The sequence below is a fragment of the Acidovorax sp. NPDC077693 genome (assembly GCF_044542805.1).
Classification (GTDB): Bacteria; Pseudomonadota; Gammaproteobacteria; order Burkholderiales; family Burkholderiaceae_C; genus Acidovorax.
Genome location: NZ_JBITVD010000008.1, coordinates 143,850 through 163,910 on the forward strand (window position 1 = coordinate 143,850; position 20,061 = coordinate 163,910).

The window sequence follows — 20,061 nt, forward strand, 5'->3', positions numbered from 1 at the left end:
TGGCGGGCATTCGATGCACAGAGGAGAAACAGCCACGGGCCTCATGGCCCGTGGCTTCGGTCGCACCCAGCGTCAGAGGACCGGGTGCAGCGTGGCGTGCTGGTCGACCAGCAGTTGCGCCAACGTGCCGTTCCACGCCTCATGGGTGGGGTTGTCCACAGAGGCCGTCGCACCCCCGCTCTTCGCGCCAGCGTCATCCAGTCGCCCTGCATCGTGGCCGTCCACCGTCACCAGCAGCGGCTTGAGGGCATAGGCATTGACCTCCGAAGGTGTGACCGCCGTCGCGCTGGCCGCCGCCCCGCCCTTGCTCGCATCCGCGCCCTGGGTGCCCATGGCGTTGTGCAGCAGGGAGTCCAGCGTTTCGTGGGCGAACATCGCATCCGCGACCAACATGGACGAACCGTCCGCCATCGTGGCGGAGGTGCGGCCCAGCTCGATCACACCGTCGCTGTGCCGCACCTGGCCATCGCTGGTCAGGCCGATGGAGGTGATGCCCCAGTCGGCCAGCGACCGGACCTCGCCCGCATCGCTCACGCCGTTCTGGTTGGCGTCGCGCCACACCGCAAACTGCGAGAACTGCCGGTCGTGGGCATCGAACACGCCGTCCTGGTTGGTGTCGAAGCCCACCGCCAGCCCCTGCAGGTCGGTGCTGCCGCCGTACTGGGTGAAGGCGTACTGGCTGGCGTCGTGCACCAGGCCGTCGCCATGCTTGTCCCACACCAGCACGCCATCATGGGCGCCCGTCCAGGTGGTGCGCTCGGCCACGCCGTCGCCGGTCACGTCCATCACCACATGGCCGTATTCGATGCGGCCATCGTGGTTCAGGTCCAGCACCACGGGCGGCGTGAAGTTGATGGGCTTGGTCACGCTGTTGCCAGCCTTGTCGACCACGGTCGCGTACAGGGGCTTGGTGCTGTCCTGCACATCGCTCGTCGTGATCTGCCACTGTCCTTGCGCATCGGTCACCGTCGTACCCAGGACCGTGCCGGCACCGTCCTTCAGCGTCACCGTACTGTTCAGTTCCGCCGTGCCATTGACCACTGTCGTGGCTGGCATGTCGATGATGGCCTGATAGACAGCGGCACCGCTGCCGTCCCTGGCATCGTCAGCCTCGGTGTTCCAGGACACCACCACCTTGCCACCGACCAACGCGGTGACGTGCAGCGGTGGCTGCTCTCCAGCGTCGCTGAGTTCCGCCCGGTAGTTGCTCACCAGTATTTCGCTACCGACCTTCGCGCCCTGGGCATCGAAATACTGACCGCGGATCACGGAATTTCCGGGGTCAGCCCAGGAATCGTCATACCAGGCAGCAAAGAATCCGCCGGTGTCCAGTCCCACCACGGTCGGTGGGGACTGGTTGCCTGCCGTGGTCGTATTGATCATGGTTTGGGCACTCACCGTCACCGCTCCAGCGTTGTTGCTCACCACCACCATCGCTGCCTCGTTGGTATCCGTGGGGCCGGTGTTGTTGGTACTGTCTTCGGTTTGCCAGCCCACAGCGACCTTGCCACCTTTGAGCGCGGTGGCCGTCAGGAAGGGCATGTCGACCTGGGTGTTTTCATTGACCACCCAGGTGCCCAGGGGCACTTCACCACCCACCTTGCTGCCACTGGCATTGAAGTACTGGCCGCTGATCTGGCCTTGGCCGCCTTTGACGCTGCTGTCGTCGTTGAACCAGGCGAGGAAGTAACCGCCATCGCTGGTCGCCACCATCACCGGCGCGCCCTGGTTGCCTGCTGTCGTGGTGTTGGCCACGGATTGCGGGCCCACGGTGCCCGAGCTGGACACCACGACCTGGGCTACTTCGGTCGATCCCGTGTTGGGGCCTGCTGTGCCGCCTTCGGCCGTCCATGCCACAGCGATGCTGCCATTGCTGAGTGTCACGGCGCTCAGCGGTGGCTGACCCACAGCCCAGGAATCACCATTGACCTGCCAGCTACCCAGTTGGAGCTCCCCACCGGTCTTGCTTCCATTGGCGTCAAAGAACTGCCCACGCACTACGCCTTGAGGGTCCGCGTCGTCCGCGTTGTACCAGGCCATGAAGAATCCGCCGTCCTTGGTAGCCACCATGGCCGGGCCGGACTGGTTTCCAGCCAGTGTCGTGTTCGCCAACGTAGGCGCACCTGCCGAGGCCGTGCTGCCTGTCAGGGTGGCCGTTGCATAGGCCACTTCGCTGGTGGCGTTGGAGCCGCCGCCACCCACACCGCCGTTGGAGTCCTCGGTCTGCCACGACAGTACCACCTTGCCATTGTCCAGCGCCACGGCGCTCAGCATCGGCATGTTGGCATAGCCATTGCCGTTGACCTGCCAGTTGCCGCCACCAAAAGTCAGCTCATTGCCGATCTTGATGCCATTGGCGGTGTAATACTGCCCGTGCACCGCGCCTGCAGGGTCGTTCAGTGCGTTGTCGTACCAGGCTGTGAAATAGCCGCCGTTGCTGGTCTTCACCGTGACGGGACCGGACTGGTCGCCCGCCGTGGTGGTGTTGACCTGCTGTCCAGTCAGCACAAAGGACGGCGTGGTACCAACGAAGACGTTCTGCGCCGTTGTCTGACTGGGCGCAGCGGTGCTCGTGTCCAGAGTGAATGACACCGAGTTGCTGCCGCTCACATTGCCCGCTGCATCGATCTGGCGAACGCTGATCGTGTTGGCCCCCTCTACCGCGGTGGGTTTGCTCGCACTCCAGTTGGTACCGTCCTGGCTGTACTGGACGACCGCGCCTTGCTCCACACCGCTTGCGGTGAAGCTCCCGTTCCTCGTGTAGGCGTCGCTCGACGAACCCGTCTGAGTGCCTGCAGTGTCCTGGTCCAAGGCAATCGTGGGCGCCGCCGGTGGCGTAGTGTCCACCTTGAGCACCAGGGGGCCGCTCTGGGCACTGTCCGTGCCGGCGCTGTTGGCGGACGTGTAGGTCAGGTTGTAGGTCCCGTCGGCCAGCGCGACGTTGGGCGTGAGTGTGCCTGTCGCCGCGTTGTAGGTCGCGGCCACCGCCGTGCCATTCACGTACAGCTTGGGGTTGGTCAGGCCGGTGCCGATGTTGATGCCGGGAGTGGTGTCGTTGGTGGCCGGTGCCGTGCTGTTGGCATTGGTGACCGGCGCGGAATTGTCGTCGTAGCTCGTCGGCGCTGCTCCGGCCGCTGGGGCACCGGTGTCCACCGTGATGCTCAGTGCCGGGCTCTTGCCGCTTTCGTTGCCCGCCGCATCGGTCAGCGTGTAGCTGAAGGTGTGTGCGCCGTCCGCCAGCCCGGCCGTGGGCGTGAGCGTGCCGGTGGCCGGATCGTAGGCTGCGGCCACCGCCACGCCGTCGACATACAGCTTGGGGGTGTCCGTCAGGTTCTGGCCCACCAGGATGCCGGGGCGGGTGTCGTCCGTGGTCGGCGCCGTGCTGTTGGCGCTCTGCACCGCGCCCACATCGTCCTTGTAGCCCACAGGTGCGGACGCGGGCGTGGCCGGTGCCGCCGTGTCGACCCGGACCGTGTAGGCCGCACTGGGCGTGCTTTCGTTGCCCTGCGGGTCGGTGGCAGTCACCGTCAGCGGGTGGCTGCCTTCGGTCAGCGGTGCCGTGGGCGTGAAGCTCCAGCTGCCGTTGGCCTGCACGGTAGTGGTGCCCAGCAGCGAGCCGTTGTCGTAGACCTTGATGGTGTCGCCGGCCGTTCCGCCCGAGCCCGACAGCGTGGGCGTGGTGTCGTCGGTGCTGGCACCGTTGGCCACCGGGCCCTGCACCGTGCCCACGTCGTCCGAGACGCTGGCGATGGACGGCACCGCTGGAGCCGTGGTGTCAATGGTCAAGCCAAAGGTCGTGCTGCCGGTCGTGCCCGCGGCGTTGCGCGCCTCCACGGTGTAGTTATGGGGGCCTTGCGCCTGCGCCGGCAGGGTGAAGTTCCACGCACCGTTGGCGTCGGCCGTGGCCGTACCGAGGGTGGTCGCTCCTTCCTTGATGGTGATGGTCGCATTGGCCGCCGCCGTGCCCACCAGCGTGGGCGTGGTGTCGTCGGTGCTCGCGCCGTTGGCCAGGTCGCCCTGCTTGCTGCCGGCGTTGTCCGTGGCCTTGCCCACCGACACGGTGACGTTGCTCGTGTCCACCGTGAAGTTCAGCGGGTCGCTCGTGGCGCTGGTGTTGCCCGCCGCATCGGTCGCCGTGGCGGTGATGGCGTGCGCGCCGCTGGCCAACTGCGTGGTGGGGGTGAAGCTCCAGCTGCCGTTGCTTTGCACGGCGGCGCTGCCCAGCAGCGTGCCGTTGTTGTAGACCTTGACGGTGTCCCCTGGCGTGCCCGAGCCGCTGAAGGTCGGGGTGGCGTCGTCGGTTGTGCTGCCGTTGGCGACGGTGCCTTGCACGGCGCCCTGGTCGTCCGTGGCTGTGGGCGCGCCCGGCTTGGCCGGACCAGTGGTATCCAGCACGATGGCATAGGCACCCGTCTCGGCACTGGACTGGCCCGCGCCGTCGATGGCCTTGGCCGTCAGCAGCTTGGTGCCGTCGCCGGCCAGGGCATTGCTCGTCACCGTCCAGGTGCCATTGGCCGCCACGGTGGTGGAGCCTACTTCCTGGCCATCCGCATACAGCTTGATGGTGGTGCCGGCCGTGCCCGTACCGCTGACGGTCGGCGTGGTGTCGTCCGTCGTTTCGCCCTTGGCGATCGGTCCCGTCACGCTGCCTGCGTTGTCGCTCACGCCGGTGATGGCCGGCTGAGCTGGCGCGTCGCCCAGCAGCTTGAAGTTCCAGCCTGCACTGGAGGGGCCTTCGTTGCCCGCAGCGTCCACGGGACGCGCGGTCAGGTTGTGGTCACCGCTGGCCAGCGGGGTGGCGGGCTCGAAGCTCCATGCGCCGTTGGTCACCACGGCGCTGCCCAGCAGCGTGGAGCCGTCGTAGACGTTGACCTTGGCCACGTCCGCACCCACACCCGTGCCCTTGAAGGTGGGGCGCGCGTCGTCCGTCATGCTGCCACGGGCGATCTCGCCCTTGACCGCGCCCACGTCGTCCAGCAGCGTGAGCGTGCCTTCGCTGCCGGCGGCCGGGCCGCTCGTGTCCACCGTGATGTTCAGCACCGGGCTCTTGGCGCTTTCGTTGCCGGCTGCATCGGTCAGCGTGTAGCTGAAGGTGTGTGCGCCGTCCGCCAGCCCTGCTGACGGTGTGAGCGTACCCGTGGCCGGGTCGTAGGCCGCGGCCACCTGCACACCGTCCACGTACAGCTTGGGCGTCTCCGTGAGGTTGGCGCCGACCTGGATGCCCGGGCGGGTGTCGTCCGAGGTCGGTGCCGTGCTGTTGGCGCTTTGTAGTGCGCCCACGTCGTCCTTGTAGGCCGCGGGTGCGGCCGGCGCGGCCGGTGCGGTCGTGTCGACCCGGACCGTGTAGGCGGCGCTTGGGGTGCTTTCGTTGCCCTGCGGGTCGGTGGCGGTCACCGTCAGCGGGTGGCTGCCTTCGGTCAGCGGTGCGGTGGGCGTGAAGCTCCAGCTGCCGTTGGACTGCACCGTGGTGCTGCCCAAGAGTGCGCCGTTGTCGTAGACCTTGATGATGTCTCCCGCCGTGGCTGCCGTGCCGGTGAGCGTCGGCGTGGTGTCGTCCGTGCTGGCGCCGCTCGCCACCGGGCCCTGCACCGTGCCCACGTCGTCCGTGACGCCGCCGATGGACGGCACCGTGGGGGGGGTGGTGTCGATCGTCAAGCCGAAGGTGGTACTGCCGGTGGTGCCTGCCGCATTGCGCGCCTCCACGGTGTAGTTGTGCAGGCCTTGCGCCTGCTGCGGCAGCGTGAACGACCATGCCCCGCTGCCGTCCGCGGTGGCGGTACCCAGCGTGGTCCCGCCTTCCTTGACGGTGATCGTGGCGCCGGCCGCCGCGGTGCCCACCAGCGTGGGCGTGGTGTCGTCGGTGCTCGCGCCGTTGGCCAGATCACCCTGCTTGGTACCTGCGTTGTCCGTGGCCTTGCCGACCGAAACGTTCACATTGCCAGTGTCCACCGTGAAGTTCAGCGGGTCGCTGGCCGCACTGGTGTTGCCCGCCGCATCGGTGGCGGTGGTGGTGATGGCGTGCGTGCCGCTGGCCAGTTGCGATGTGGGCGTGAAGCTCCAGCTGCCGTTGGCCTGCACCGATGCGCTGCCCAGCAGGATGCCGTTGTCGAACACCTTGACGGTATCGCCAGGGGTGCCCGATCCGCTCAGCGTGGGGGTGGCGTCGTCGGTGGTACCGCCGCTGGCCACGGGGCCCTGGACAGCGCCCTGGTCGTCGTTGGCCGTGGGCACGCCCGGCTTGGCCGGTGCCGTGGTGTCCAGCACGATCGCGTAGGCACCGGTTTCGGTGCTCGACTGGCCTGCGCCGTCGAAGGCCTTGGCCGTCAGCAGCTTGGTGCCGTCGCCTGCCAGCGCGCTGCTCGTCACCTGCCAGGTGCCGTCCTGCGCCACGGTGGTCGAACCCACCTGCACACCGTCGGCATAGAGCCTGACGGTGGTGCCGGCGGCGCCCGTTCCGCTGACGGTGGGCGTCGTGTCGTCGGTGGCAGCGCCCTTGGCGACATTGCCTTGCACGCCGCCCGCGTTGTCGGTCACGCCGGTGATGGCGGGCTCCCGCGGGGCGTCGCCCAGCAGCTTGAAGTTCCACGCGGTGCTGGCGGGGCCTTCGTTGCCTGCAGCGTCGACAGGGCGCGCGGTGAAGTTGTGGTCGCCACTGGCCAGGGGGGTGGAAGGCTCGAAGCTCCAGCTGCGGTTGGTCACCACCGCGCTGCCCAGCAACGTGGCGCCGTCGTAGATGTTGACCTTCGCCACGTCGGCGCCGGCGTTCATGCCCTTGAAGGTGGGCTTCGCGTCGTCGGTCATGCTGCCCGGGGTGATCTCGCCCTTGACGGCGCCCACGTCGTCCAGCAGGGTCAAGGTGCCTTCGCTGCCTGCGGTCGGTGCACTGGTGTCGACCGTCAGGCTCAGCGCCGGGCTCTTGCCGCTCTCGTTGCCCGCCGCGTCGGTCAGCGTGTAGCTGACGGTGTGCGCACCTTCGGCCAGCGCTGTGCTGGGGGTGAGAGTGCCCGTGGCGGGGTCGTAGGCAGCGGCCACCTGCACGCCGTCCACGTACAGCCTGGGCGTGTCGGTGAGGTTCTGGCCCACCAGGATGCCCGGGCGGGTGTCGTCGGTGGCGGGCGCCGTGCTGTTGGCACTTTGCACTGCTCCCACGTCGTCCTTGTAGCCAGCGGGTGCGGCCGCCGGGGTGGTCGGAGCCGCCGTATCCACCCGGACCGTATAGGCCGCGCTCGGCGTGCTTTCGTTGCCCTGCGGGTCTGTGGCAGTCACCGTCAGCGGGTGGCTGCCGTCGGTCAAGGGTGTCTGCGGCGTGAAGCTCCAGCCGCCACCCGGCCTGACTTGTGTGCTGCCCAGCAGCACGCCATTGTCATAGACCTTGATGGTGTCGCCCGCCGTGGCACCGGTACCCGACAGCGTGGGCGTGGTGTCGTCGGTGCTGGCGCCGTTCGCGACCGGACCTTGCACCGTGCCCACGTCGTCCGCAACGTCCCCGATGGGCGCCACCGCGGGCGCCGTGTTGTCGATCGTCAAGCCGAAGCTGGTGCTGCCGGTGGTGCCAGCGGCGTTGCGCGCCTCGACGGTGTAGTTGTGCAAACCCTGCGCCTGTGTGGGCAGGGTAAAGCTCCAGGCTCCGTTCGCGTCGGCCGTGGCGGTACCCAGCGTGGTGGCGCCTTCCTTGACGGTGATTGTGGCGTTGGCCGCAGCGGTGCCCACCAGGGTGGGCGTGGTGTCGTCGGTGCTGGCGCCGTTGGCCAGGTCGCCCTGCTTGCTGCCCGCGTTGTCCGTGGCCTTGCCGACCGACACGCTCACGTTGCTGGTGTCCACGGTGAAATTCAGCGGGTCGCTGGTGGCGCTGGTGTTGCCTGCCGCGTCGGTCGCCGTGGTGGTGATGGCATGCGCACCGCCGCCCAGCGGAGCCGTGGGGGTGAAGCTCCAGCTGCCGTTGGGCTGCACCTGCGCAGTGCCCAGCAAGGTGGCGCCGCTGCCGTTGTTGTCGTAGACCTTGACCGTGTCGCCCGGCGTGCCGGAGCCGTTCAGCGTCGGGTAGGCGTCGTCGGTGGTGCCGCCGTTGGTGACCGGCCCCTGCACCGAGCCCTGGTCATCCGTCGCCACCGCCACGCCCGGCTTGGCGGGTGCCGTGGTGTCCAGCACGATCGTGTAGGTGCCGGTCTCCGGGCTGGCCTGGCCCGCGCCGTCGATGGCCTTGGCCGTCAGCTGCTTGGCGCCGTCGCCTGCGAGCGCAGTGCTCGTGACCCGCCAGGTGCCGTCCTGCGCCACCGTGGTCGAGCCGACTTCCACGCCGTCTGCGTACAGCTTGACGGTGGTGCCCGCCGTGCCCGTGCCGCTGACCGTGGGGGTGGTGTCATCGGTCGTCGCCCCCTTGGCGATGCTGCCGGTGGCGCTGCCCGCGTCGTCGCTCACCCCCGTGATCGCTGGCGCTGCCGGCGCGTCGCCCAGCAGCCTGAAGTTCCACCCGGCGCTGGCCGGGCCCTCGTTGCCGGCCGCATCCACCGGACGGGCGGTCAGGGTGTGGTCGCCGCTGGCCAGCGGTGTCGCCGGCTCGAAGATCCAGTTGCCGTTGCTGACCACGGCACTGCCCAGCAGGGTGCTGCCGTCGTACACGTTGACCTTGGCCACATCGGCACCGGCGCCCGTGCCCTTGAAGGTGGGGCGTGCGTCGTCGGTGACGCTGCCGCGCGTGATTTCGCCCCGGACCGCGCCCACGTCGTCGAGGAGGGTCAGGGTGCCTTCGCTGCCCACCGCAGGAGCACTGGTGTCCACCGTGAGGCTCAGCGCGGGGCTCTTGCCGCTTTCGTTGCCGGCTGCATCGGTCAGCGTGTAGCTGAAGGTGTGCGCGCCGTCCGCCAGTGCGGTGCTGGGCGTGAGGGTGCCTGTCGCGGGGTCGTACGCGGCCGCCACGGCCACGCCGTCCACGTACAGCTTGGGCGTATCGGTGAGGTTCTGGCCCACCAGGATGCCGGGGCGCGTGTCATCCGTGGCGGGCGCCGTGCTGTTGGCGCTTTGCACCGCGCCCACATCGTCCTTGTAGCCTGCGGGTGCGGCCGTGGGGGTTGTCGGAGCCGCCGTGTCCACCTTCAGCGTGTAGGCTGCGCTCGGCGTGCTTTCGTTGCCCTGAGAGTCGGTGGCAGTCACCGTCAGCGGGTGGCTGCCGTCGGTCAGCGGCGTGAGCGGCGTGAAGCTCCAGCTGCCGTTGGCCTGCACGGTGGTGGTGCCCAGCAGCGAGCCGTTGTCGTAGACCTTGATGGTGTCGCCGGCCGTTCCGCCCGAGCCCGACAGCGTGGGCGTGGTGTCGTCGGTGCTGGCACCGTTGGCCACCGGGCCCTGCACCGTGCCCACGTCGTCCGTGGCACCACCGATGGCTGGTGCCGAAGGGGGTGTGGTGTCGACCGCGAGCGCGAAGCTGGTGCTGCCGGTGGTGCCCGCCGCGTTGCGTGCCTCGATGGTGTAGTTGTGCTGGCCCTGCGTCTGCACTGGCAGCGTGAAGCTCCATGCACCGCTGGCGTCGGCGGTGGCCGTGCCCAGCGTGGCACCGCCTTCCTTGACGGTGACGGTGGCGCCGGCAGCTGCGGTACCCACCAGCGTGGGGGTGGTGTCGTCCGTGCTGGCGCCGTTGGCCAGATCGCCCCGCTTGCTGCCCGCATCGTCAACCGCCTTGCCCACCGATACGGTGACGTTGCTGGTGTCGACCGTGAAGTTCAGCGGGTCGCTGGCCGTGCCGGTATTGCCTGCTGCGTCGGTGGCCGTGGTGGTGATGGCGTGTGCGCCACTGCCCAGTGGCGCCGTCGGCGTGAAGCTCCAGCTGCCGTTGCCCTGCACGGCGGCGCTGCCCAGCAGCGTGCCGTTGTCGTAGATCTTGACGGTGTCGCCCGGCGTGCCGGAGCCACTGAGCGTCGGGGTGGCGTCGTCGGTGGTGCTGCCACTCGTCACGGGGCCCTGCACCGCTCCCTGGTCATCGGTCGCTGCGGCCACGCCCGGCTTGGCGGGCGCCGTGGTGTCGAGCACGATGGGGTAGGCACCGGTCTCGGCGCTGGACTGGCCCGCACCGTCGATGGCCTTGGCCGTGAGCAGCTTGGTGCCGTCGCCGGACAGGGTGTTGCTGGTCACCCTCCAGGTGCCGTCCTGCGCCACCGTGGTCGAGCCCACTTCCACGCCGTCTGCGTACAGCTTGACGGTGGTTCCGGCCGTGCCGGTCCCGCTGACCGTGGGGGTCGCGTCGTCGGTCGTCGCGCCCTTGGCGATATTGCCCTGCACACCGCCCGCGTTGTCGCCCACGCCGGTGATGGCCGGCTGCGCCGGTGCATCGCCCAGCAGTTTGAAGTTCCACCCGGCGCTCGCCGGGCCTTCGTTGCCCGCAGCGTCCACGGGTCGCGCAGTCAGGGTGTGGTCTCCACTGGCCAGCGGGGTTGCGGGCTCGAACGCCCAGCTGCCGTTGCTCACCGTGGCGCTGCCCAGCAGCGTGGCGCCGTCATACACGTTCACCTTGGCCACGTCGGCACCGGCCCCCATGCCCTTGAAGGTGGGGCGTGCGTCGTCGGTCATGCTGCCGCGGGCGATCTCGCCCTTGACGGCACCGACGTCGTCCAGCAGCGTGAGGCTCCCCTCGCTGCCTGCCCCAGGCGCGGTCGTATCCACCGTGATGTTCAGGGGGTCGCTGGCAGCACTGGTATTGCCGGCGGCATCCGTCGCCGTGCTGGTGATGGCGTGCGCGCCGCTACTCAGCGGCGCGGCTGGCGCAAAGCTCCAGGTGCCGTTGCCCTGCACCTGCGTGCTGCCGAGCAAGGTGCCGTTGTCGTACACCTTGATGGTGTCGCCGGGCGTGCCCGAGCCGCTCAACGCCGGGGTGGTGTCATCGGTCGAACCGCCGTTGGCGATGGTACCGACGACTGCGCCCTGGTCGTCGGTCGCAGCCGCCACAACTGGCTTGGTCGGGGCGGTCGTGTCCAGCACGATCGGGTAGGCGACCGCCTCGGCACTCGACTGGCCGGCGCCATCGATGGTCTTGGCCGTCAGCAGCTTGGTGCCGTCGCCGGTGAGCGCGCTGCTTGTCACTGTCCAGCTGCCGTCGGCCGCCACCGTGGTGGAGCCTACTTCCTGGCCGTTGGCATACAGCTTGACGGTGGCACCTGCCGTCGCGGTGCCGGTGACCGTGGGGGTGGTGTCATCTGTCGTTGCGTTTCTGGCGAGGCTCCCCGTCACGCTGCCTGTGTTGTCGGTCACGCCCGTGATGGACGGTGCCTGGGGCGTGTCCCCTTGCACCTTGAAGTTCCATCCGGTGCTGGCAGGGCCTTCGTTGCCTGCCGCGTCCACCGGGCGCGCCATCAGGGTGTGGTCGCCGCTGCTCATCGGCACCGTGGGCTCGAAACTCCAGTTGCCATTGCTGCCCGTGGCGCTGCCGACCAGCGTGTTGCCGTCATACACATTGACCTTGAACACGTCGGCCCCTGTCCCCGTGCCCTTGAAGGTGGGTTTTGCGTCATCGGTGACTCCGCCGCGGGCAATTTCGCCCCGGACAGCGCCCACGTCGTCCGTCACCGTCAAGGTGCCTTCGCTGCCTGCCACCGGCGCACTGGTGTCGACGGTGAGGCTGAGCGCCGGGCTCTTGCCGCTTTCGTTGCCGGCCGCGTCGGTCAGCGTGTAGGTGATGCTGTGCGCACCCTCGGCCAGCGCGGTGCTGGGCGTGAGCGTGCCTGTGGCAGCATCGTAGACTGCGGTGACCTGCACGCCGTCCACATACAGTTTGGGCGCATCCGTCAGGTTCTGGCCCACCAGAACGCCTGGCCTGGTGTCGTCGGTCGCGGCAGCGGTGCTGCTGGCGCTTTGCACGGACCCCACGTCGTCCTTGTAGCCCCCAGGCGCCGCGGTCGGCGTGGCCGGGGGCGTCGTGTCCACCGTCAGCACCAGGGGGTCGCTGCGCTCGCTCAACGTGCCCGAGGCGTTGGTGGTGGCATAGGTCAGGCTGTGCCGTCCTTCGGACAACGGCGACGTTGGTGTGAGCGTGCCCGTCGCTGCGTCGTAGGTGGCGGAGACCTCGGCGCCGTCCACATACAGCTTCGGGTTGCTCAGGCCCGTGCCCACTTTCAGCCCTGGCGTGGTGTCGTTGGTGGTGGGTGCCGCGCTTTGGGTATTGATGATGGGTGCGGCATTGTCGTCGTAGCCCGTGGGCGTGGCCGGCTTGGGCACCGTGACGGTGTTGACAGAGACCGATATCGGATCGCTCTGGACGCTCTCATTGCCAGCCTCATCGCTGACGGTGTACGTGATTTTGTGCGCGCCGTCCGCCAGCGGGGTGCTGGGCGTCAGGGTGCCTGTTTCTGCATCGTAGGTTGCAGGCACCTGTACGCCATCCACGTACAGTCTGGCCCCGGCATGGCCCAGGCCGATGTTCAGCCCCGGGGTGCTGTCGTCGGTCGTTGCGGCGGTGCTGCTGGCGTTTTGCACTGTGCCGACGTTGTCGTTGTAGCCCGTGGCCGCGGCAGGCTTGGCCGGTGCCGTGGTGTCCACCACGAACTCCAGCGGGGGACTTTGCTCGCTGTAGACGCCGTCGCTGTTGGCGTAGGTGTAAGTGAGCTTGTAGGAGCCTTCAGGCAAGGGCACGTTGGGCGTGAGTGTGCCGGTGGTCGCATCGTAGGTAGCTGCGACCTCCTTGCCATTCACATACAGCTTTGGATTGATCAAGCCGGCGCCGATGTTCAACCCAGGCGTGGTGTCGTTGGTGGCCGCCGAAGTGCTGCGGGCATTGACGACGGGCGCGGAATTGTCGTTGTAGCTGGTGGGCGCGCCGGGCTTGGGGGGTACGGGTGCCGCAGCCGGAGGCGGGTTGGTATTTTGCGTGGCAATGGCCACGGTCGACAGCGCTGCCCCACCCACCAGCAGCATCGGCAGGGCGGCGAACCCCTCGCCCGCACCGGCTAGCGCAGCCGAATCGCCCAGAACCTGCACGGCGCCTTCGCCACCGTCGATCAGTCCAGCCACCCCTTGGTCGGCACCGCCGGCCTGGGGCATGTAGTCATAGACGACACCGTCCTTGCCATAGCCCACCAACCGCGACCCATCCTGGTCATAAAAGTCCTCGATGATCAGGTCGGAACTGCCGGTGCCGTCTTCCAGGAAGTCCACTTGCAGATCAGTGCCGACCCGGCGGACCTTGACTACTTGAGGGGCTCTCTGGGTGTCCGCCTGCATGAGTTCGATGGTGACGCCTCCCCGTGCGCTGATTCTGGCCACGCCTTGGCCTGGGGTCGCCACTGTTTTCGGCGCCAGTGATCTTTCGATGCTGACCCCGCCAGATGCAGAGGATTTATCTATTTTTACTACGGATGCATAGACTTCAGCGTTCATTTTTTTCAATCAGGTAATATAATAAGCACAAAGTATTGCCCAACCGACATAAGCAGCGGCAGGAAAATAAATCAATACTACAAATTTGATGAAGCCGCAAAAATGAAAATCAAATGAAACGATCCACACGGATCGTTCTTGTTATTTGGCATTCCATTCGTACGCGCGATTACAAACCAGCCCAAATAGCCAAAACCCCCATGCGCCAGAGTTGCCAAGCATTTGCAAATCGCTGGCGGCAGGCATTGCGCAAGAGATGGTCAAAGCCGTTGAATCGAGGTTTGAAGCATTGAAAATAAACTGCATGAACGCTGATTTCACGATGCATGGAGCCCCACGGCTTTGCACTGCAGTTATTGTTGGAGCCTGCCCTGATTTGGGGGGGCTATCGTTATGGCACGATGAATCTGCTCTGGCCATCAACCACCCAACTGCCTGGCGCGCCGCACGTGACTGACGGCGACTTGCCACACCCGTGGGACTGAAAGCAATGGTCGAAATCATGAAGCGCGAGCCGTTCCAACATGGCCAAGGCCACCCGGACAGGATGGGCCATGACTGCATGCCGTGCAGGTTCAGAACATTCAACGAGGCGGTCAAGGATGGAGCGATTCAACAACCGTGATTCAACAAGAAAGTGAATTATCTTTGTGGACCGGATGCCGCAAATTCCAAAAAGACGCCATCAACACAACAATGTGCTGATGAGAACGATTGCAACAGGCATTTTTTTTGAAAAAACACTTTTAGCTGAAAAAACCAAGTGCAACGGCATATTGTTTTGCAATACCGCGCAACAGGATTTCAGTTGTTCGTAACACCCTGCCGCCGCAGCTTCTACCAAATGCACGCACACGGCAGGAGTGATTGCAGCGTTCCGCCAACAAGCCGTGCCAGCACTGATGGAACTCGGTTGAACTGCTGCCGGCGCGCAGGGCAGCGCCATCCCACGCGAGGGCGTGGACAACGTCAGCAGTGGATGGCACGCAGCCGTCCTGGCGCACGCAATCTGGCACCACCTTGTGTTGTTCAACAAGTGTCCAGCCCGGAGCGCATGGGGGCTGTGCGCACACAGGGGACAGCAATCGCCGCGCAGCACTGCACAATGGGCGTTCTCCCTTCGCACACCCAGTAACGCCCAGCGCATGCAAAGCATCTCCTCCGTGAATGTCGTCGATCTGTTGCTGGACGCGGTCTGCATCGTCCAGCCGGACAGCACCATCGTTTTCGTGAGCCCGGCGTTCGAGCGCATCTTTGGCTACACCCCGCAGGAAGCGGTCGGGCTGCGCATGCTCGACCTGGTGCACCCCGAGGACCTGCCCACCACCAGCCAGCAGGCGCAGCGTGTGATGGACGGCCAATTGCAGCTGCAGTTCGAAAACCGCTACGTGCGCAAGGACGGCAGCGTGGCCCACATCCGCTGGACGGCCCGCTGGTTGCCCGACCGGCAGGTGCGCCTGGCGGTGGCGCACGACATCACGGAGCGCAAGTTCACCGAGTCCATGCAATCGGCGATCTATGAAATCTCCGAAGCCGCGCATGCCGCGCGCACGCTGGAGTCGCTGTTCCAGCGCATCCACGAGATCGTGGGCGTGCTGCTGCATGCAGCACACTTTTCGGTGGCACTGTACGACGCAGGCAGCGATACGCTGAGCTTTCCATACCACGTGCATCCCGGCGACGCACCCGCATCTGCGGCGCCGGCGCCCGTGTCCGAAGAGCAGATCCGGCTGTGCCGCGAGGTCATCCACACCGGCACCACCCTGCTCATCACCCCCGATACCCACCGCGTCCTCCCCACGCCGCAACCCGCGCCGGGCGCCCCGCTCTACTGGCTGGCCGTGCCGCTGTCCACCCAGAACGGCGTGCTGGGCGCGCTCGTGTTGCAAAGCTACAGCGACCAAGGGCGGTACACCCACAAGGACAAGGAGCTGCTGCAGTTCGTGTCGACCCAGGTGGCGGCAGCCATCGAGCGCAAGCAGATGCACGAGCGTCTCGAACGCATGGCGCAGTACGACCAGCTCACCCAGTTGCCCAACCGGCAGCTGTTTCTGGACCGCCTGGGCACGGCACTGGCGCGCGCGCGGCGGGACGACCGCCTGCTGTCGCTGCTGTTCATCGACCTGGACCGCTTCAAGGACGTCAACGACACCCTGGGCCATGCGATGGGGGACCTGTTGCTGCAGCGGGTGGCGCAGCGCCTGCAAGGCTGCGTGCGCGGCTCCGACACCGTGGCACGCCTGGGCGGCGACGAGTTCGTGGTGCTGCTGGAGTCCGGCCACGCGAGCGACCACGCCAGTGCCGTGGCAGGCAAGATTCTGGCGGCGTTTGGTGACGCCTTCGACCTGGACGGCCACAGCGTGGCCATGCAGCCGAGCATCGGCATAGCCGTCTACCCCGAGCACGGCACGGACGCCCACCTGCTGCTGATCCATGCGGACGAGGCCATGTACCTGGCCAAGAAAAACGGGGGCAACCAGGTGTGCGTCGCGGTACAGCACCATATGGCCGCGCCGTGACCCGCGTGAATCACCGGCTCGCCCGCAGTGGCGCGCCGATTGACGCCGCCTTCAAACGGGGTCCAGCCCTTGGCACTACCGGCCCCGCCACGCCACGTTGCCCGCCGCCTCCCGGTGTCGACATCCGAATCCATATGGCCCTGCGCTGCCTAGGGTGGCTGCAAGGCACTCCCACGGCACAATCGGCAGAGGGCTGAAAGTCCGCACACCCTCCCCGGCTCCGGGCCGGCGCATCCCCACAAGCTCCCACAACCACGCACGACCATGCTCTACAACGCCCTCAAGCTCGCTCACATCCTGTCCATCATCGTGTGGATCGGCGGCATGGTCTTCGCCCATTTCTTCCTGCGCCCCGCTGCCCAATCGCTGGAGCCGCCGCAACGACTGCGCTTGATGCACGACGTGCTGCAGCGCTTTCTGGCGGCCGTGACGGTGGCGGTCGTGGTGGTGCTCGCCAGCGGGCTCTGGATGATCGGCCGGGTGGCCAAGCAGACGGTGCAGTCCGGCGGCGCCTTTGCGATGCCGCTCGACTGGACGATCATGGCCACGCTGGGCATCGTGATGATGGCCATCTTCGGCCACATCCGCTTCGCACTGTTCAAGCGCCTGCAACGCGCGGTGGCAGCGTCCGACTGGCCCGCGGGCGGCCAGGCCATGGCCAGCATCCGCCAGTGGGTGGGGGTGAACCTGGCGCTGGGCGTGGTGATCGTGGTGGTCACCGTGCTGCTGTAGCGCACCACAGGGCATCATTTCCGCTGCGGGCGGCATGGGGCTGCGCGCACAAAAACGCGGGCTCTGCCAGGCGGCCCCAAGGTTCACCCACACAAGTGGCGGACAAGCTCTCTGCTGACATACCCCGGCCTTGCGGGTCCTCTACCATCGGGGATTCACAAACCTGATCCCTGTCTTTTTGAAGCCGCACGGACACCGGCCCCGGTGGCATGCACGCTGGCGCGCAGGTATGCAGCACACGGTGCCGCAAGCCGCACAGCCCCGTAGCGCACAGACCCGACGTTCGGACTGATATCGCCAAAAAGACACGCGACGGGTGCCAAGGAGCCCTGCTACGTGTTCAAGTATTTCGAAAGCCGAATTTCCCCCTACCCTCCCGCTGAACCCCATTTGCCACCGAAGGACTTCATGGCCTTCGTGTGGGACGGCACGCGCGGCGTGCGCGGCTACGTCGTGGCGATGGCGGCCCTCTCTGCGGCGATCGCCGTGTTCGAGGCGCTGCTGTTCGCCGTGCTCGGGCACGTGGTCGACTGGCTGTCCACCGTGGCGCCGGCCGCGCTGTGGGACGAGCGCAAGGGTGCCATCCTGGGCATCGTCGCACTGCTGATGGGCACGCTGGTGCTGGTGTCGCTGCAGACTAGCCTCAAGCACCAGGCGCTGGCCATCAACTTCCCGCTGCGCCTGCGCTGGAACTTCCACCGCCTGATGCTGGGCCAGAGCATGGCCTTCTATGCCGATGAGTTCGCAGGCCGCATCACCACCAAGATCATGCAGACCGCGCTGGCGGTGCGCGACATGATCTTCACCACGACCGATGTGGTGATCGGCATGGGCATCTACCTGGCCACCATCCTCATCCTGCTGGCAGGTTTCGATGCGCGCCTGATCGTGCCCTTCGCGGTGTGGATCGTGGCCTACGGCCTGGCCTGCTGGTACTTCGTGCCCCGCCTGGGCAAGGTCGGCAAGGCGCAGGCCGATGCGCGATCGGTGATGACCGGGCGCATCACCGATGCCTACACCAACATCGCCACCGTCAAGCTCTTCTCGCACACGCGGCGCGAGTCGGAGTTTGCACGCGCGGCCATGGATGCCTTCAAGCTCACGGGCTACGCGCAGATGCGCCTGGTGAGCCGGTTCGAGATCGTGAACCAGGCCCTGGTGGTGGCCATGATCCTGGGCGCCTGCGGCACGGCATTGTGGCTGTGGACGCAGGGCCAGGTGGGCGCAGGCGCGGTGGCCGCCGTCATCGCCATGACGCTGCGCGTCTCCGGCCATGCCCACTGGGTGATGTGGGAGATGACCACGCTGTTCGAGAGCGTCGGCACCATCCAGGACGGCATCAACACGCTGACCAAGCCGCGCACCGTGGTGGATGCACCCGACGCGCAGCCCCTGCAGGTGACCCAAGGCCAGGTGCACTTCGACAATGTGAGCTTTGCCTACGGCAACGGCCGCCCCGTCATCGACCAGCTGCAACTCACGATCCGGCCCGGCGAGAAGATCGGCCTCATCGGCCGGTCCGGCGCGGGCAAGTCCACGCTGGTGAACCTGCTGCTGCGCTTTCATGACGTGCGCGCCGGCCGGGTGCTGATCGACGGCCAGGACATCGCCCATGTGACGCAGGACAGCCTGCGCCGCAACATCGGCATGGTCACACAGGACACGTCCCTGCTGCACCGCTCGATGCGCGACAACATCCTGTACGGCCGTCCTGATGCGACGGAAGAAGACATGCATGCCGCAGCGCAACGCGCCGAGGCCGCCGAGTTCATCGAGAACCTGAGCGACCTGCACGGGCGCTCCGGCTACGACGCCCAGGTGGGCGAGCGCGGCGTGAAACTGTCGGGCGGGCAGCGCCAGCGCGTGGCCATTGCGCGCGTGATGCTCAAGGACGCGCCCATCCTGCTGCTGGACGAAGCCACCAGCGCGCTCGACTCCGAGGTCGAAGCCGCCATCCAGCAAAGCCTGGACGGCCTGATGCAAGGCAAGACCGTGATCGCCATTGCACACCGCCTGTCCACCATCGCGGCCATGGACCGGCTCATCGTGCTGGATGCCGGCCGCATCGTGGAGGAAGGCACCCACGCGCAACTGCTGGCGCAAGGCGGCGTGTACGCGCGGCTGTGGGGTCACCAGAGCGGCGGGTTCCTGGGCGAGGAGGAGTAGGCCCCTCAAGGCGCTGAGCGCCCTCCCCACCTGGGGGTCGCACCTGTGGCGCGGAAAAGTGCGATCCAAGGGTGCGCTCGCGGTGGGGGCTGTTGAGGTTGCCGCGCGCTGGTTGGCGCGGTGACCGGGCCATTCAGGCTTCACGGCCCTCGTGCAGCAGCGTGGCGCCAGGCTTCGGCGCGTGGCGTCACATGGCGGCGCAGTGCTAGGCTCGCGGCTTCCCCTTGCCAAGACGCCATGCTCCAATCCCTGCTTCCCGTGTACTACGTGCAGCTCTCGCCGGCCGAGGTCAGCGTGCTCAATGTGAAGTCCAACGTGCGGGTCCGCGACCTGCCGGAGGTGGCGTTGTCTCCGGGCGCGACGCCGAGCGTCCTGGCGGTAGGCCGCGCAGCCAGGCAGGCTGCGGCGCAGTCGGGCGGGTCGTGGGCCAACCCGTTCGGGCATCCGCGGTCTTTGGTGTCCGACTTCGTGCTGGCGGAAGCGGTGCTCAAGCACTTCGTCATCCAGGCCGCTCCCGCTGGCTGGAAGCGCCTGGTGGCGCCGTCGCCACGCATGGTGATCCACCCCCTCGGAGACCCCGAAGGCGGCTACACCCAGGTGGAGATTCGTGCCTTGCGCGAGCTGGCCGTTGCGGCGGGCGCCGCGCACGCCACCGTGTGGCAGGGCCGCCCTTTGACCCGCGCGGAACTGCAGTCAGGCGCCCTTCCTGCAGAGGGTCGGGTGCTGTTGTAGCGCCTCTCCAACGCCGCGCTTTTCCTTCGAAAGAGGCTGGGTGCACGCACCAAGAAGGTTTGGCGGCACCGAGCAATGCACTCCCATGACGCCCATCATCGGCCCCGTAGCCGTGCACTGTCGCGCAAGCGGCTGCAGACACGGGCTGCGCGCCCTTACCGTTCAAGCCGCAGGCGGCCATGGCGGCGGCCTTTGACGGGAGACACGCTGCATGATCAAGATCACAGCCCTGTACCGCTGGCGCGAGGGCGCCAGCTTCGACCACGACTACTACCACAGCGAGCATATGCTCATTGCCCGTGCGGCCCTGCAGCCGCTAGGCCTGGTGCGGCTGGAGAGCGATCGCGTGCTCTACCCCGGCGAGCCCCGCCCCGGGCAGGTGGTGGCACTGACCAACGCCTTCTTCAGCGACCTCGCACAGGCGCAAGCAGCAGCGCGCCAGACGGCCGCGGAGCTGACGGCGGACATCCCGAACTACACCAACATCACGCCCGAGTCCTACTTTGCGCAGATGCTGCAGCACGAGGTGTCGGCCGTTTGACTGCAATGCGTGGTC

General features: G+C 67.2%; 6 protein-coding genes. 5 read left to right on the forward strand and 1 reads right to left on the reverse strand.

Annotation, left to right across the window (positions count from 1 at the left end; translation table 11 throughout):
- Window positions 1-72: 72 nt before the first annotated feature.
- On the reverse strand, window positions 73-13,242 hold the full coding sequence (locus ACIGHN_RS13025; protein ID WP_396504690.1) for an Ig-like domain-containing protein: 13,170 nt from the start codon (window positions 13,240-13,242) through the stop codon (window positions 73-75).
- A gap of 1,259 nt (window positions 13,243-14,501) precedes the next feature.
- On the opposite strand from ACIGHN_RS13025, the gene ACIGHN_RS13030 reads away from it, so the two are divergent.
- The 5 genes from ACIGHN_RS13030 (at window position 14,502) to ACIGHN_RS13050 (ending at window position 20,046) form a co-directional block, all read left to right on the forward strand.
- On the forward strand, window positions 14,502-15,875 hold the full coding sequence (locus ACIGHN_RS13030) for a diguanylate cyclase domain-containing protein (RefSeq protein WP_396504691.1): 1,374 nt from the start codon (window positions 14,502-14,504) through the stop codon (window positions 15,873-15,875).
- Between the two features lie 264 nt (window positions 15,876-16,139).
- Window positions 16,140-16,607, forward strand: a complete 468-nt coding sequence (locus ACIGHN_RS13035) for a CopD family protein (protein ID WP_396504692.1) — start codon at window positions 16,140-16,142, stop codon at window positions 16,605-16,607.
- 336 nt (window positions 16,608-16,943) lie between these two features.
- Complete coding sequence (locus ACIGHN_RS13040) at window positions 16,944-18,773, forward strand: ABC transporter ATP-binding protein (RefSeq protein WP_056417129.1); 1,830 nt, start codon at window positions 16,944-16,946, stop codon at window positions 18,771-18,773.
- A 237-nt stretch (window positions 18,774-19,010) separates the two neighbouring features.
- Window positions 19,011-19,505 (forward strand): rod shape-determining protein MreB, encoded by a 495-nt coding sequence (locus ACIGHN_RS13045; RefSeq protein ID WP_396504693.1) that lies wholly within the window; start codon window positions 19,011-19,013, stop codon window positions 19,503-19,505.
- 211 nt (window positions 19,506-19,716) lie between these two features.
- Window positions 19,717-20,046, forward strand: coding sequence for an EthD family reductase (locus ACIGHN_RS13050; RefSeq protein ID WP_396504694.1), 330 nt, complete (start codon window positions 19,717-19,719; stop codon window positions 20,044-20,046).
- Window positions 20,047-20,061 lie beyond the last annotated feature (15 nt).